The organism is Kitasatospora sp. NPDC008115, from assembly GCF_042957205.1.
In the GTDB taxonomy this organism is placed as follows: Bacteria; Actinomycetota; Actinomycetes; order Streptomycetales; family Streptomycetaceae; genus Kitasatospora.
This window is the reverse complement of the sequence record NZ_JBIBHU010000009.1, coordinates 207,842-223,291: the sequence shown is the minus strand read 5'-3', so window position 1 is coordinate 223,291 and position 15,450 is coordinate 207,842. Positions and strand designations below refer to the sequence as shown.

Below are 15,450 nucleotides of genomic sequence, written 5' to 3'. Positions count from 1 at the left end.
GACCATGGTCGCAGACGGCGGCGGGGCCGTACACCGGGACCTGGGGACCAGGTCCACGGGCGTACGACCCCGTGCGGCGTCGCTCAGTTCTCCCAGCGGAACAGCTTCCAGGAGATGCCGGTCAGCACGGCCGCGAAGAGCAGCAGCCCGCCCATGGTCGGCAGCGCGTCCATCACGCCGCCGCCCCGGGAGAGCACCGACTGCGTCGAGGTGACCAGGTGCTTCAGCGGCAGCGCCTCGGAGATCGCCTTGAGCCAGCCCGGCATGTCCTCGGTCGGGAAGAACGAGCCGGACAGGAACGACATCGGCAGCACGACGACCTGCGCGAGGCCGTTGGCGGCCTCCTCGGTCCTGGCGATCGAGCCGACCAGCAGGCCGATCGACATGAAGGCGACGGTCCCGCAGATCACCAGCGGGATCACCAGCCACCAGTCGCCGGTCAGTTTCAGCCCGAAGAACGGCAGGGTGGCGAGGACCAGGAAGATCGTGGTCTGGGCGAGCGCGGTCAGGACCGAGACGGCGACCCGGGAGGCGACGATCGATCCGACGCTCACCGGGGCGAGCCGCAGCCGGAGCAGCACCTTGTTCTTCCGCCAGCCGACCAGGGTCAGCGAGGCGCTGAACACCGCGCCGGTGGCCACCGCGAAGCCCAGCAGGCCGGGGGTGAGGAACTGGATCGCCTTGAGCGAGCCGTCCTCGACCTGGCTGCTCTCCAGGGTGTAGGTGGGCGCCTTGCCGCTGTCGGCCTGGTTGGCCTGCTGGACCACGGAGTTGACGATGCCCTGGACGGTTCCGGCGCGGACCTGGTCGGCGGCGCTGTAGCGCACCACGACCCTGCCGTCCGGGCCCTCCTTGATCATGGCGTCCAGGTCTCCCTTGCGGACCTTCTCCAGTGCGGCGGCCTCGTCGTCGCTCCTGGTGATGCTCAGCACCTGCTCCAGACCGGTCCGGGCCTCGCCCTGGACCGAGTCCAGCAGCCGCACGGCGCCGATCTGCTCGACCTTGGCGTGCTGGGTGGTGGCCCCCTTGAGCAGGGTGCCGAAGAGCAGCAGGAACATCACCGGGAACAGCAGCACGAAGAACAGCGCGGTGCGGTCGCGGACGAAGGCGACCAGCATCACCCGGGAGAGGCTGGCGAAGGCGGAGACCCGCTCGCGCCCGACCGCCGGCGGGGTGCCGCCCGGCGCGGGGGCGGCCGCGGGCGCGGCCGTGGTGGGCTCGGCGGTCATGCGCGGTACTCCCGTCCGGTGAGCTGGAGGAAGACGTCCTCCAGGGTGGCGCCGCGGACCTCCAGGCCGCGCAGCGCGCCCTGCTCGGCGAGCACGGAGAGCACCGGTGCGGGCAGGCGGGTGGACAGCGACAGCGAGACGCCGTCGTCCTCCAGCGAGGCGATCTCCGCCCCGGCGGCGGCGAACAGCCCGCGCGCGGTGTCCAGGGCCAGCAGGCCGGACTCCACGCTGATCCGGACGGTGTCGTCGATCTCGCGGACCAGTGCGGCGGGCGCCCCGGTGCGCAGGACCCGTCCGTGGTCCATCACCGAGACGCGGTCGCAGAGCACCTCGGCCTCGTCCAGGTAGTGGGTGGTGAGCACGACGGTGCGGCCCTCGGCGTTGATGTCGCGCAGCAGGTCCCAGAGGTTGCGGCGGGCCTGCGGGTCGAGGCCGGTGGTGGGCTCGTCCAGGAAGACCAGTTCCGGGCCGTGGACCAGGGCGCAGGCGATCGAGAGGCGCTGGGCCTGGCCGCCGGACATCTTGTCGGTCATCACGCCGGCCGACTCGGTCAGGCCGACCCGCTCCAGCATCGCGTCGGCGCGCTTGGGGCCGATGCCGTAGAAGGAGCCGAAGGTGCGGATGGTCTCCCGCGCGGTGAGCTTGTTGAAGAAGGCGGAGGCCTGGAACTGCACGCCGATGCGCGGCAGCAGCTTGGGATTGCGCGGCCAGGGCGCCAGGCCCAGCAGCTCGACCCGGCCCTCGTCCGGTTTGCGGATGCCCTCCAGGATCTCCAGTGTGGTGGTCTTCCCGGCGCCGTTCGGCCCGAGGATTCCATAGAATTCGCCGGTCTCGACGGTCAGTGACACCCCGTCGACGGCCTGCACGTCCCCGTACCGCTGACGGATGCCGTCGGCGGATATTGCAGCAGTCATAAGGACCGAGCCTAGGGGCGGCAGGCCGTCGCGGGGAGTTGTCCGAGCATCATTTGATGATCAGTTTTACAACGGTGTCGAAGGCCCGACGGGTCAGGCGCGGTGCACGGTGATCGTGGTCCAGGCGCCGATGTGGATCCGGTCGCCGTCGTTCAGCGGGATCGCCGTGTGCGCGGCGATCGGCTCCGCACCGCCGTTCACCGTGGTGCCGTTGGTGGAGTCCTGGTCGACCAGCACCCAGCCGCCGTCCGGCTGCTCCGCCAGCAGGGCGTGCTGGTGCGAGGCGCCCGGGTCCTCCGGCGCGACCGAGAGGTCGATCTCCGGCACCGTGCCGCGGTGCTGGCTGCGCCGGCCGATCCGCAACTGGCCGCGCCCGGTCAGCGGGATCCGCCGCTCGGGGCAGTACGGCGGGAAGAACAGACCGGCCGCCTCCGGACCGCTGCGGGTCATCATCGCGGTGAAGTACTCGCGGTCGGCCGCGATCACCGCGAACCAGGTGGTCCGCACCGGCTCGGCGGGCGGGCCCTGCGGGGGCGCGGGCGGGGCCAGGTGGAACGAGGTGCCGAACTCGTCGCCGCGCCGGGCCGGGCCGGGCTGGGCGTAGACCGGGCCGGAGTCCTCGCGCGGGTGCGGTGCGCCGTACGGGCCGGGGGCGGGCTGCTCGACCGGGGCCGGCGCGGGGGCCGGCGGCGGGTAGCCGTAGCCGGCGGGCGCGCCGGGCTGCTGCGGCAACGGCGGGGCCTCGCCCGGGTACGGGCCCGGGGCCGCCTCGCCGTGGTAGTGGCCCGGGTGCTGGTGCTGGCCTGGGTGTTGGTGCTGCTGCGGGGCCGGGGCCTCCGGGGCGCCGCCGTACGCCGCCGGGATGTTCAGCGGGGCGGGCGCGGGCGGCGGGGCGGGGGCGGACGGGAACGGCTGCGGGGCGCGCTGCGGTGCCGAGAGGTCGTAGTCGTAGCCGCACTCCTCGCAGAACCGTCCGGTCTGCGGGCTGCGGCAGATCGGGCAGACCGACAGGCCCTCGGTGAGGTCGGGGAAGCCCTGCGGGGCCGGCGGCTGCGGGGGGACGGCCCCCGGCGGCGGAATCGCGCCCGGGGGGAGCGTGGCGCCGTACGGAGCGCCGGGCGTGCCGGGTGCGCCGTGCGCCCCCGGGTGTCCGGGCACGCCGGGGTGCCCGCCGGGCGGCTGCGGCAGCGGCTGCGGCGGTGTCATCGGAAATCCGCAGAAGTCGCACCAGTCCTCGGCCTGCGACTCATGGCCCCTAGGGCAGATCGGCATCAGGTCCCCCCTCAATTCCAGCCCGGCCGGGGCTGAGCCCGGCCGTTTCGCGGCCCGGTCGGTGCTTCGGTGGTCACTTCTTCACACGGACGGTCTTGGTCGACCGGGTCTCGACGATCATCGAGTCGGCCTCGCTCACGTTCTTACGGAACCGAACGGTACCCTCCTTCGGGTCCACCACGTCCACCACCTTCTGCAGCAGTCGGTAGGTGCCCTCGTTCCCGGTCGCGTGCGCGATCCGCACGGCGGCGCCGAGCCTGGCGGTGGCCCGGTGGACGTCCCCCGCGCGGTGCGCCTCCATGCCCTCGCGGACGGCCGCGGCGAGCTCCGCCTGGCCGGTGTAGTGGGCGACCTGCGGGCTGATCCGGGTGGACGAGGCGAGGTCGTCCGTCCAGACCGCCTTGACCAGGCCCTGCGACAGCACCTCGGGCGTCCCCCCGGCGACCGACGGCGGCAGGACCAGGCTCACCCGGGCGGCCAGCATCTCGTTGCCGACGGCCGCGGCCGGCACCTCCACGCAGACGTGGTAGTCGCGGCTCTCGTCGCCCCACGAGCCGGTCGGGTAGTCGCCGGCCCGCGGCCCGGACTCCGACCGGCGCGCGGTGAGGTCCTCCAGCGAGGGGGCGACCTGCTTGACGAACCTGGCCACCGCGTTGGCGGGCGTCCAGATCCGCAGCGCGACATCGGCGACCTGCTTGCCCATCGCACCGGCCATCATCGAGCGGAAGTCCTCGGCCAGGCCGGACGGCTCGGGGACGATGTCCACGGTGCCGAGCAGCGCGGAGGAGATCCTGCGCAGCTCGTCCACCCGCCAGTCGGTGCCCACGCCCCGGCAGTCGGCGGTGAACCGGCCGGTGGCCCGGCCGATCGCGCGCTCCAGTTCGGCGGCGTTCTCGTGTTCGTTGTTGCCGTCGGTCAGCAGGATGGCGTGCCGGATCGGGATGTCGGGGCGGGTGAGGAAGAGCTGGTCGGCCTTGGTGAGCCAGGTGCCCATGGCGGTGCCGCCGGCCGCGGTGAGCCGGCGCAGCGACTCCTTGGCCAGGGCGCGGGTGTCCGGCGAGGCGACGGCGAGGGTGCCGTCGCCGGGGAAGACCTCGCGGGCCTCGTGGGTGCCGGCGACCACGGCGAAGGCGACGCCGTCGCGGATGGTGTCGACGGCGGCGGCGGTGGCCTCGCGGGCGCCGCGCAGCTTGCTCGACGGGTAGTCCATCGAGCCGGAGCAGTCCACCAGGATCACCACGGCGGCGGACTGCCCGGCATCGCCGCCCGGCGCGGCGTCGGCGACGCCGAGCGGCCGGCCGCCGGAGGTGCCGCCGCCGGTCGCGGTCACGGTGACGATGGCGTTCACCTCGCGGGCGCCGTCCGCGAGGTACTCGTTCTGGAAGATCTCCACGTCGAACCTGGGCAGGTTCGGCTTCGCCAGTGTTGCCATGGGCCGGTGGCTCCCGTCGGTCGGTCGGTTGGTGCGGGGGCGGCTGTGCTCGGAGGTCGGGTGGCCGCCTCCAGGGGGCGGCGCGCGGCGGAGCGTGGTGGGGCCCGCGCCCGGCGGGCGCGGGCCCTGGCGGAGCGGCCGGGTCAGCGGGCCGGGGGCACGGTCGGGCGCGGCGGGACGGCGGGCGGCGGCGGGACCGCGGGCAGCGGCGGCAGCGGGGCGGCGGGGGAGCCGATCACCGGGATGTCCGGCAGGGTCGGGTCGTACTCCTCGTCGTCGTCCGCCGCGCCGGCGGCGGCCGGACCGCCCGCGGTGACCAGCGGCAGGTCGAGCGCGGTGGCGGTGCGGCCGTCCTCCTCCTCCGCGGCCGCCGGCGGCGGGTCGATCGGCAGCACGGCGACGGTGATGTTGTCGTGGCCGCCGGCCGCGACGGCGAACCTCACCAGGTCCTGCGCGGCGGCCAGCGGCTCGGTGCGGGCGTCCGGCCGGACCTGGTACGCCAGGTCGGTGGCGGCCTCGGCGTAGTTCCACAGCCCGTCGGTGCAGACCAGCAGCACCCCGGGGTAGTGCGGGGTGAAGCCGATGACGTGCGGCACGACCTCCTCGGCGTCGGCGCCGAGCCAGCCGGTGATGGCGTGGGCGCGCGGGTCCGCGTACGCCTCGGCCTCGCCCATCAGCCCGGCCTCGACCATCCGGGCGGCCCAGGAGTCGTCCTGGGTGAGCCGGAACGGCACGGCGGCGGCCCGGTCGTCGGGGATCCAGTAGGCCCGGGTGTCGCCGACCCAGCCGATGGTGATCCGGCCGCCGGCGGCGATGGCGCTGACGTAGGTGCAGGCGGGCGCGTTGACATCGGGCCGGCTCGGCCGGGTGCCGTCGGTGGCGAGCGCGGCCACCGCGTCGGCCGCGTCGGCGATCGCCCGGCGCATCGCGGCGCTCGGGTCGGTGCCCGCCTCCAGCGAGCTGAGCAGCGACTCGGAGGCGGCGTCGACCGCGGTCTCGGAGGCCTGGTCGGGCCGGTCGGAGGAGGAGACGCCGTCGCAGACCACCGCCACCACGACCGGCTCGCCGCCGGGCAGCGAGGTGGCGGCGACGGTGAAGGAGTCCTCGTTGCGGTGGTGGCGCACACCGCGGTCGCTGACCCCGGCGACGCCGGCCAGCGCCTTCTCCATGTGGTCGCGGGGGCGCGGCTGGGCGCCGCCGCAGGCCTCGCAGTAGCCGTCGGCGGTCACCTGGTGGAGTCCGCAGTGCGCGCACGCGGCCGCGCTCGGGGTGCCCGGGCCGCCCTGGGCGGGCACGGCGGGCGTGTTGGGCAGGGTCGGCGGGTGGTCCTCGCCGTCGGCCGCCCGGGCGGCCGACCAGCCGGCCGGCATCGCGCCGGGGGCGGGCCGGCCGTCCCGGCCCGCCCCGCAGGAGCCGCAGAAGACGTCCTCCGGGTCCATCGGCTCGGCACAGCTGTGGCACACGGTCTGCTGCGGCATCTGTTACACCCACGTCCTGGGACGGGCCCGGTTGGCCCGTTCCACCATCTCGATCCTTGTTTCGGCCCGGTCGGCCAACCGGGCGAGTACCCGGTAGGACTGCTCCAGGGCGAACCGCAGTTCCCTTTCCACCGCGGGCCGTCCCAGCACGCTGACCTCGCCGGTCGTCCGGCCCGGGCCGGTCCCGTTCCCGGTCCCGTCGGGGGACCCGGCGGTCACCCAGCCGAGCGCCGCGCCGAGCACCTCGACGGCGAGTTCCTCGCGGCGGCGGTCGTCCAGGCGCAGCGCGGTCAGCTGCTCGGAGCTCGCGCCGAGGTCGGCGCCGAGCGGGTCGGTGGCGGGCCGCTCGCGCAGCCGGGCCCGGACGGCGGCGATCCGGGCGGAGGTGTACTGGCTGGAGGTGGCCGGGACGGACTCCAGGACGGCGACCGCGCCGGCCCGGTCGTCCCCGGCGAGCCGGACCCGGGCCAGCCCGAAGGCGGCGCTCAGGTAGCTCTGGTCGGTGCTCCACACCAGACGGTAGAACTCGGCCGCGTCGCCGCCGTCGCCGAGGAGTTCGGCGCAGACGGCGAGGGCCAGCTTGGGGGCGGCCTCGCCGGGGAAGGCGTCGTAGACGGCGTCGAAGGCCTCGGTGGCGGCGCGCAGCGCCCGCTCGCGCGGCTCGGCGGACCCGCCCTCGCCCTCGGCCGCGGTGGGGCCGCTGTCCGGGTCGGCGGCGGAGACCAGCGAGGCCAGGCCCCGGTACCAGACCACCCGCCAGTCGTCCGGGTGGTCCTGCTCCAGCGCGGCGAGCGCCTCGGCGGCCTGCCGTCCGCGGCCGAGTTCGAGCAGCGCGCGCAGCACCCGCAGCCGGCGCTCGACCGAGTCGGCGGGGGCGCCGTCCAGCGCGGCCAGCGCCTCCTGCGGGTCGGTGGCCAGCAGGGTGGCGAGGAAGCCGGCGTTCGGGTCGGCCGGGTCGATCCGCGGGACGGGCAGCGCGAGCGCGGCGGCGGCCGGGTCGAGGGCGGTCAGCCGCAGCTCGCCCGCCCGTACCGTGGGCGCGACCAACTCGTTGTCGACGACCCGCAGTTCGGGGCCGAACAGGGTGGAGAGCGCGGGCCGGGCGCGGCCGTCCTGGAGGGCGAGGACCTCGCGCAGCACGCCGGTGAGCTGGTCGGCCATCTCCTCGGCGGAGGCGAACCGGCGGGCCGGGTCGGGGTCGGTGGCGCGCACCAGCAGCCGGTAGTAGGACTCGTAGGCGGCGAAGGCCGGGACGGACTCCGGGCCGGGCAGGGTGTCCCGGTAGGTGGTGGAGTAGCCCTGGAAGTCGAAGCTGAGGACGGCGAGGGTGCGGGCCACCGTGTAGAGGTCGGAGGCGGGGGAGGGGCCGTCGGTGGCGATCTCCGGCGCCTGGTAGCCGATGGTGCCGTAGATCGGGCCGTCGTCGTCGAAGCGGCGGACGGCGCCCATGTCGATGATCTTGAGGGTGTCGCCGCTCTGGATGACGTTGTCGATCTTGAAGTCGCAGTAGACCAGGCCGCGCTGGTGCAGGTAGCCCAGCGCGGGCAGCGCCTCCAGCGCGTACGCGATCGCCTGCTCGACCGGCAGCGGGTCGCGCCGTCCGTCCGGAGTGCGGCGCCCGTTGGCGATGTCCTTGAGCGACTTGCCGCCGACGTACTCCATCACGATGTAGCCGTCGGTGGCGCCGGTCCGCAGGTCCGGGTGCTCGGCGAAGTTGATGATGCGCACGATGCCCGGGTGGTCCACCTCGGCCAGGAACCGGCGCTCGGCGACGGCCACCGCCAGCGCGTCCTCGTCCCCGGTGTCCAGCAGGCCCTTGAGCACCACCCACTTGTCGTTGACCCGCCGGTCCACCGCCAGGTAGATCCAGCCGAGGCCGCCGTGCGCCAGGCAGCCCACCACCTCGTACTGCCCGCCGACGAGGTCGCCCCGGCGCAGCTTGGGGGTGAACGAGTACGGGGTGCCGCACTTGGTGCAGAAGCCCTCCGGGCGGCCCGGCGTGCCGCCCCGCTCCCGGCCCACCGGGGCGTCGCACTTGGAGCAGTACCGCTTGCGCTCCGGCACCTCGGGGTTCTCCAGCACCGCCTGCGCCGGGTCGGCGGCCGGGACGGTGGGGACCGTCACCAGGCCGGCGCCCAGGCGGTGCCGGTTGGCGGTGGCGCTGCCTCGGCTGCTGCGCACCGAGACCGAGCGGCCGCTGCCGGTGCGGGTCGAGCGGTGCGAGCGGGAGCGGCCGGACAGCGAGCGGGCCGAGCCGCTGCGGGCCGAGGTGCGGGCGGAGCCGGTGTCGGGGTCGAACACGATCTCCACGGTGGAGGTGTACGCCGCGGAGCCGGACGTCCCGGAGCGCGGGGCCGGCACCCCGGGCGGGGTGAGGCCGCACTCGTCGCAGTAGCCGTCGGTGTCGACGGTCCCGGCGCAGTCGCGCGGGCAGGGGCCGCCCGCCCCGGCCGGGGCGGGCGCCGCCGCTCCGGTGGCGGTCCTCACCGAGGCGGCGCCCTCCGGGGCGAGCCCGCACGTGTCGCAGTAGCCGTCCGCGTCGATCGTCCCGGTGCCCCCGCACTCGGGCCGCACGCACGTCTCGCCCATCACCCTCGGCCCCCCTGTACCCGTCCGTCGACAGCCTGTCCGTCGGCCGGCTCCCCGCCGGCCCACACCCCGCCCAGCCCCGATCCGTCCCGTCCGTCCGCGTCCTCGCCCCCGTCCCCGTGCGCGTCCTGAGCGTCCGCCTCCGGGCCCTCCGGTGCCGGGCGCAGCGCCTGCTGGAACCGGGCCACCGCGCCGGCCGCCGCCCGCAGGTCGCACGGCGCGCTCCACAGCAGCCAGCGCGCCTTCTCGTACCGCTCCACCACTTCCGGGTCCTCGGCCATCCGCAGCCGGGCCGCCATCGCCTTGTACGCGTCCAGGCGTCCGCGCAGCTCGGCCCGGACGGCCAGCGGCTGGGTCACCTCGGTCAGCGACTGCCGGGCCCTGGCCAGCTCCTTGGCCGCCGCGTCCTCCAGCGCGTCCAGCAGTGGCGCCAGCCGGTACCACTGCCCGCTCTGGCGCAACTCCAGGGCCACCACGATCCGTTCGCGCAGCGCCGAGGCCGGTCCCGGGACGGCCGGCACCTCGGTGGCGGCGATCTTCGCCAGCACCTCGCCGCGCGCCCGGCGGGCCTCGGCCAGCGTGGCGTCGGCCCGTTGCAGCAGGTCGCCGACGCCCTGCAGACGCTCCTCGGCGTCGTCGCGCAGCCGCAGCAGGTTCTCCAGCTCCAGCCGGACGCCGTCCAGCGCCCGCCCGGCCAGGTCGAAGCGCTCGGTGTCCACCACCCCGGCGGGCGTGGCGAGCGCGCCGCCGTCGGGCACCGTGCCGCGCTGCGCGGGGACGCGCGCGGGCCGCCAGAGCGCCAGCGGGTCGCCGCGCACCTCGGTCCGCAGCCCGTCCAGGTCGGCCTCCAGCGCCTCCAGGTCGTCGCCCAGCGGATGGCCGCCGGCGCGCACGCCGAGCGAGGCCGCCAGGGTCTGCACCCGGCGCAGTTCGGCGATCAGCAGGTCGATCCGGGCGGGCAGCGCCGTCCAGACCGCGTCGGCCGCCGAGACCACCTCCAGGACGGTGGCGTACCAGGCGTTCATCCGGTCCATCAGCCCGTCCAGGCTGATCCGCTCGACCAGCCGGGCCGGGGCGCCGAGGCGCTGCGGGCCGTCCGGCGCGCCGCCGGGCACGGTGACCGCGTCGCCCGTCAGCAGCTCGCTCAGCTCGGTGAGTTCGGGCCCGCCCGGCCGGGCCTTGCGGGCCCGCACCGCGCGGGCCGAGGCGAGCGCCTCGGAGTAGCGGTCGAACAGCGCCCAGAGCAGCGGCAGGCCCTGTCCGACGACGGCCCAGCGCTCCTGGGTGCGCCCGGTCAGCCCGGCGCCGTCGAGCAGCCGAAGGCCCGGGTGGTCCTGGAGGGAGAGCAGCGCCGACTCGACCGCGTCGCGTTCCGCGCCGAGGCGCGCCAGCGCGCGGTCCACCTCCTCCCGGCTCAGCACCGGGCCGGCCGAAGCCGCCATCGTCCTCTCCCCTCCTCCGGCTGTTCCGCTCGTGCCACCTGCTCCGTTCCGTCTCCCCGGGGGCCGCCACCGGCGCCGGGAGCCGCCGGACAGACCCTAACGCGTGGCCCGGGGCCTGTCTGTCCGCCCGTCACCGCGGTGTCGGCCAGTGCCGGTCGGCGTCGTCCAGCAGGTACGGCTTGAGCCAGCTGTCGTACGCCCGGCGCCAGCCGCCGTTGGCGTAGTAGTCGTTGAGCACCTGGTTCACCCGGGCGGTCAGGTCGGTGCTGTTCTTCAGCATCGCGACGCCCATCACACCCGGCCGCACCTCGCCGTCCAGCACCTTGACGGTCTGGTCCTGCGCCGCCTGCCCGGCCGCCAGGCCGTCGTCGGTCATCGTCGCGTCGACCTTGCCCAGCTGCATCAGCACCAGGCAGTCCAGGTTGTTCTCCACCGGGACGACCTGCTTGAGCGGACGGGTCTTCAGCTCCACCAGGGCGGTGGAGCCGGTCGCCGCGCACGCGGTGGTGCCGTTCAGCGCCTCGTCGAGGCTCCTGGCCGGCGAGGTCCTGGGCACCAGGACCCGCTGGCTGGTGGTGAAGTAGGGCCGGGAGAAGGCGATCTCCTCCAGCCGTTCGCAGGTGATCGACATGGTGCGGACGATGATGTCGACCCGGCCCTCCTTGATGTACTTGATCCGGTCGGCGGTCGGCACCGCCTTGAACACCACCTTCTCCGGGTCGCCCATGACGGCGGTGCCGATCGCCCGGGCGAGGTCGATGTCGAAGCCCTCCAGCTGACCGGTGTTGGGGTTGCGCGAGCCCCACCGGTAGCTGTTCAGGTCGATGCCGACGACCAGGCTGCGGCGGGCCTTGATGGCCTGCACCGCCGCGCCGTCCACCGTGCTCGGCGGAACGCTCCGGTACAGGTCGCAGGGCTCCGCCTGGCCGCTCTGCTCCGCCTGGTCCTGCTCGGCGGCCAGCGGCACCTGCGCCGGTGCGCCGGCCTCCTGGCCGCCGCGCGGCCCGCCCGCGCCGAGCGTCAGCGCGCCGGTGGCCAGCAGCGCCAGCGCCGCCGCCGTGCGGGCCGCCCGCAGCGCGGTGGCCCGGCCCCGTCCCCGGTCCGTGATCGTGCCCATCTCGTCCGTACCCCCTCTACCGGTACTCGGCCAGTCGGCGGCCGAGGCCGCCCAGCGCCGCGGCGGCGGCCACCAGGCCGAGTGCCGCGATCCCCACGGCGGCGGTGCGCAGGTCCTCGTCGACGCCCAGGGCCTCGTCCCGGAACCGGCCCTCCTCCAGCAGGGCGGCGTGCGCCAACTGCCGGTCGGCGGCGGCGAACGCGGCGTCGGCCGTCCTCGGCGCGTCGGCCTCCCTGGCCGTCACGGTGGCGTCCAGCGCGGCCTGGTAGTCGCCCTGGTTCTCCAGCGCGGTGGCCGCGGTGTGCCGCTCGTTCCACTGCTCGTAGTCGCGCAGCGCCTGGTCGACGGTGGCCCGGGCGTCGGCCGGCGCCAGCGCCCGGGCCTGCGCCAGGGTGCCCGCGGGCTCGCCGCGTTCGGGGGCGCGGGCGTACAGCCGGCCGGTGGTCGTCGTCCAGAGGTTCGAGTAGGTGGAGCTGGAGCCGCGCGAGACGTAGTGCAGGTTCTCCGCCAGCCGGGCGGTCAGCACGTCCACCCGGGCCGCGTTGAGCGCCCGCAGCGGCGCGGCGCCCTCGCGCTCGCCCCGCCCGAGCGCCGCGCCGGCGCCGGTCGCGCTGACGGTCAGCCAGAGCACCGCCGCCAGGACGGACGCGCTTGCGGCCAGCAGGCCGATGTTGAAGACCCGGTTGGTCCGCCGGAACAGCGCCAGCTGCACCCAGGCCAGCGCCAGCAGGGCCACCAGCCCCAGCGCGTACCCCGCCCACGGGGTGGCCCGGGCCTGCGCCAGGTCGTCGGCCAGCACCTCGTCCTGGGCGGCCGACAGCCGGGCGGCGGCCGGCAGCAGTTCGCTGCGCATCTGCTCGGAGGCGTACCGCTGGTAGGCGCCGCCGAGCGGGAAGCCCTGCCGGTTGTTGGCCCGGGCGGTCTCCACCAGCCCCGCGTACACCGGGACCTTCTGGTTGAGGGTGGAGAGCAGTTCCTGGAGGTCCGAGGAGGAGGTGGTGCGGGCGGCCGCCTCGGAGATCAGCTGGGAGGCCGTCCTGAGGTCCTGCTCGTAGCGCTCCCGGACGGCCCGGGGTTCGGCGCCCGCCAGCAGGAAGCCGCTCGCCGCGGTGGCGTCGGCGTCGGCCAGCGAGCGGTTGATCTCGGCGGCGGCCTGGCTGAGCGGCTGGCTGGAGTCGACCACCCGGCCGGCCGCCGCGGCGCGGGAATCCAGCTGGACGGCGGTCAGCGCGCCGAACACGAGGGTCAGCGCCGCGAGCAGCGCCCCGGCGAGCCGCAGCCGTCCCGGTGCCGTCCGGGCGGCCCGCCCCAGCCGGGCCACCGGCCCGCGCCGTACGACCGCCGCCTCCGTGCCGCCGGACCGCGTCGCGGGCGGTCCCGGCCTCTCGATACGCACCGGTGTCGCCACCAGCCTCCCCCTCCCCAGTGGCCCGCCCTCCGTCTCCGGGGCCCGGCCGTTGCCAGCAGTATGGCCGTCACTCCCGGCGGCCACACCCGAGTTGCGCGGATCTTGAGCCGTGCGCCCACCGTGCTCCGCGGCTCCCGGGCTCCCCCTGCCCGGGCCGCCCCGGGTCGCGGGGCGGGCGGCGAACGGGTCGACGCGGCACGCACCCTACGCGGTTCCCGGGCGTTGCGGAGGGCCGGGGTCCGGTTGTGCGGGTGCGGTCCCCGGCGCTCCCCGGCCCGGCGGTTCGTGCGCCGGTGCGACGGCCGGGCCCTCCGTACGATGGCGGCATGCGTCTTCTGGGAACGATCTCCGCCGACCGACCGCTGCTCGTCGTCGCCGTCCGGGAGGAGGCCGCCCACCTCGGCGACCACCTGCCGGTGCTGCTCACCGGCATCGGCAAGGTCAACGCCGCCGCCGCGCTGGCCACCCTCCTCGCCGAGGGCCCGCACCCCTCCGAGGTGGTCAACCTCGGGACCGCCGGGGCCCTGCGCCCCGGCTGGGAGGGCACCCACACCGTCACCCAGGTGATCCAGCACGACCTCGACACCCCGACCCTCTACGCCCTGACCGGCCGCACCTACGGCGCCCCGCTGGTCGTCGGCAAGGGCGAGGGCCCCGTGCTGGCCACCGGCGACCTCTTCGTCTCCGACCCGGCCGCCCGCGACCGGCTCGCCGAGCACGCCGACCTGGTCGACATGGAGGGCTACGCCGTCGCCACCGTCGCCCACCGGGCCGGACTGCCGGTCCGCCTGGTCAAGCACGTCAGCGACGAGGCGGGCGACGGCGCCGGCCACACCTGGCGGGAGACCGTCGACGACTGCGCCCGCCACCTCGCGGACTGGCTGCACGCCCAGGGCTGGTGACGGCCCGTCGGGCCGGGGCGCCGGTCGGGGCGGCTGGCTAGGGTGGCGGCATGACCGATGACGCCACGACCGCCCGCAAGCGGACCGACCTGCGCCCGCCGGGGATCAACGCCGACGAGCACACCACGCTGCTCGCCTTCCTCGACTACCTGCGCGACTGCGTGATCGCCAAGACCGAGGGGCTCTCCGACGAGGACGCCCGCCGCCCCGGCGTCGACTCCGGGACCAGCCTGCTCTGGCTGGTGCGCCACCTCACCGCCGTCGAACTCAACTGGTTCCTCTGGGCCTACCGGGGCGACGGCGTCGAGCGGTGGGACGACGACGCGCCCTCGGCGGGCGACGAGACGGTGGCGGGGGCGGTCGCCGGGTACCGGGCGGCGGTCGCCCGCGCCAACGAGGTGATCGCCGGGGCGGCCGAGGTCCTCGACCGCCCCGGCGTGCGCTCGCTGCGCCCCAACGCCGAAGCGCCGTCGATGCGCTGGCTGCTGGTGCACATGATCGAGGAGACCGCCCGGCACGCCGGCCACGCCGACATCCTCCGCGAGCGGCTGGACGGTTCGACCGGCCGCTGACGGACCGCGGAGCGCTCCGCCGCCCCCGCACACCCTTCCGGTGCGCGGGGGCGGCGGGCCGTCCGGCGCCCGCGGCCCCGCGGCCCCCACGGCTCAGTCCGCGAACGCCGCCAGGTCGAGCGCGGCCAGCCGCTCCGGGGCGCTGAGCACGTCGATCGCCACGATCACGCCGTCCACCACGGTGAACGCCATGACCGACACCGCCCGGCCGTTGGCGCCGATCACCACCACGCCCGCCGCGCCGTTGACCAGCGCCGGGCGGGCGTACGGGGACAGGCTGTGGAACATGACCGCCTGTCCCGCGACCGTCCGGGCCCCCCGGAGCACCACCGGACGCCGGTCCCGGCCGACGTTGCCGTCCGCCCGCAGCACCACCTCCGGATCGAGGACGGCCAGCAGCGCGTCCAGGCCCCCGTCCCGGGTGGCGGCGAAGAAGGCGTCGACGGCCACCCGCTGCCGGGCGAGGTCCCGGTCCGGTGCGGGCGCCCGGCCCTGCACCTTGCGGCGGGCCCGGCTGGCCAGCTGGCGGGTGGTGGCCGCCGTCCGCTCGATCAGCGGGGCGATCTCCTCGAACGGCACGGCGAACATGTCGTGCAGCACGAAGGAGACCCGCTCGGCGGGGGAGAGCGACTCCAGCACCACCATCAGCGCCAGCCCGACCGAGTCGGCGAGCAGCACCTCCTGCTCCGGGTCCGGCGCGTCCGCCCGCCCGATCAGCGGGTCCGGAATCCGCGGCACCTCGTGGCCGACCCCCTCGGGCCCCGGCTCCAGGGACTCCTCGCGGCGCTGCGCCCGCGCGCGCAGCTGGGTGAGGCAGAGCCGCCCGATCACCGTGGTCAGCCAGCCCCCGAGGTTCTCCACCTGCGAGGTGTCGGAGCGGTCGTAGCGCAGCCAGGTGTCCTGGACGGCGTCCTCCGCCTCGGCGAGCGAGCCGAGCATCCGGTAGGCGACGGCCCGCAGGTGCGGGCGGTGCGCCTCGAACAGCTCCGCGGCCTGGGAGGATCCGGCGGATCCGGCGGCCAGAATCTTTTCGTCCACCCGTGTCACATTCCTTCGTCGCCGTCAGTCAAAGCTCCGGAACCACGAAACCTAACG

Annotated in this window: 12 protein-coding genes; 2 read left to right on the top strand and 10 right to left on the bottom strand. The window is 75.7% G+C overall.

The genetic code is table 11. The features are described 5' to 3' along the window. Positions 1-83: 83 nt before the first annotated feature. The 9 genes from ACFZBX_RS14575 to ACFZBX_RS14535 all read right to left on the bottom strand — a co-directional run bounded on the left by ACFZBX_RS14575 (position 84) and on the right by ACFZBX_RS14535 (position 12,869). Complete coding sequence (locus ACFZBX_RS14575; RefSeq protein WP_391534042.1) at positions 84-1,229, bottom strand: ABC transporter permease; 1,146 nt, start codon at positions 1,227-1,229, stop codon at positions 84-86. Next, entirely contained in the window at positions 1,226-2,143 is a 918-nt protein-coding gene (locus tag ACFZBX_RS14570) for an ATP-binding cassette domain-containing protein (protein WP_391534041.1), read from the bottom strand. The genes ACFZBX_RS14575 and ACFZBX_RS14570 overlap by 4 nt, the downstream gene beginning before the upstream one ends. 93 nt (positions 2,144-2,236) lie before the next feature. Then, a complete protein-coding gene (locus ACFZBX_RS14565) occupies positions 2,237-3,349 on the bottom strand; it encodes an FHA domain-containing protein (protein ID WP_391534040.1) in 1,113 nt (370 codons plus the stop codon). Between the two features lie 139 nt (positions 3,350-3,488). Beyond that, positions 3,489-4,847: a VWA domain-containing protein gene (locus tag ACFZBX_RS14560; protein WP_391534038.1), complete on the bottom strand. Its 1,359-nt coding sequence runs from the start codon at positions 4,845-4,847 to the stop codon at positions 3,489-3,491. A gap of 143 nt (positions 4,848-4,990) precedes the next feature. Continuing rightward, positions 4,991-6,325, bottom strand: a complete 1,335-nt coding sequence (locus ACFZBX_RS14555) for a PP2C family protein-serine/threonine phosphatase (RefSeq protein WP_391534036.1) — start codon at positions 6,323-6,325, stop codon at positions 4,991-4,993. A gap of 3 nt (positions 6,326-6,328) precedes the next feature. Beyond that, the gene (locus ACFZBX_RS14550; RefSeq protein WP_391534034.1) at positions 6,329-8,914 is read right to left on the bottom strand and encodes a tetratricopeptide repeat protein; all 2,586 of its coding nucleotides are present in this window, start codon (positions 8,912-8,914) and stop codon (positions 6,329-6,331) included. Beyond that, on the bottom strand, positions 8,914-10,356 hold the full coding sequence (locus ACFZBX_RS14545) for a hypothetical protein (RefSeq protein ID WP_391534032.1): 1,443 nt from the start codon (positions 10,354-10,356) through the stop codon (positions 8,914-8,916). The genes ACFZBX_RS14550 and ACFZBX_RS14545 overlap by 1 nt, the downstream gene beginning before the upstream one ends. 130 nt (positions 10,357-10,486) lie before the next feature. Continuing rightward, complete coding sequence (locus ACFZBX_RS14540; RefSeq protein ID WP_391534030.1) at positions 10,487-11,473, bottom strand: glutamate ABC transporter substrate-binding protein; 987 nt, start codon at positions 11,471-11,473, stop codon at positions 10,487-10,489. 16 nt (positions 11,474-11,489) lie between these two features. Beyond that, a complete protein-coding gene (locus ACFZBX_RS14535) occupies positions 11,490-12,869 on the bottom strand; it encodes a hypothetical protein (RefSeq protein WP_391534028.1) in 1,380 nt (459 codons plus the stop codon). Positions 12,870-13,207: 338 nt separating this feature from the next. On the opposite strand from ACFZBX_RS14535, the gene ACFZBX_RS14530 reads away from it, so the two are divergent. Together ACFZBX_RS14530 and ACFZBX_RS14525 are read left to right on the top strand one after the other, a co-directional pair. After that, the gene (locus tag ACFZBX_RS14530; protein ID WP_391534026.1) at positions 13,208-13,783 is read left to right on the top strand and encodes a nucleosidase; all 576 of its coding nucleotides are present in this window, start codon (positions 13,208-13,210) and stop codon (positions 13,781-13,783) included. Between the two features lie 50 nt (positions 13,784-13,833). After that, on the top strand, positions 13,834-14,355 hold the full coding sequence (locus ACFZBX_RS14525; RefSeq protein WP_391534024.1) for a DinB family protein: 522 nt from the start codon (positions 13,834-13,836) through the stop codon (positions 14,353-14,355). A 93-nt stretch (positions 14,356-14,448) separates the two neighbouring features. Here ACFZBX_RS14525 and ACFZBX_RS14520 read toward each other — a convergent pair whose 3' ends face one another. Further along, positions 14,449-15,393: a sigma-70 family RNA polymerase sigma factor gene (locus tag ACFZBX_RS14520; RefSeq protein WP_391534022.1), complete on the bottom strand. Its 945-nt coding sequence runs from the start codon at positions 15,391-15,393 to the stop codon at positions 14,449-14,451. Positions 15,394-15,450 lie beyond the last annotated feature (57 nt).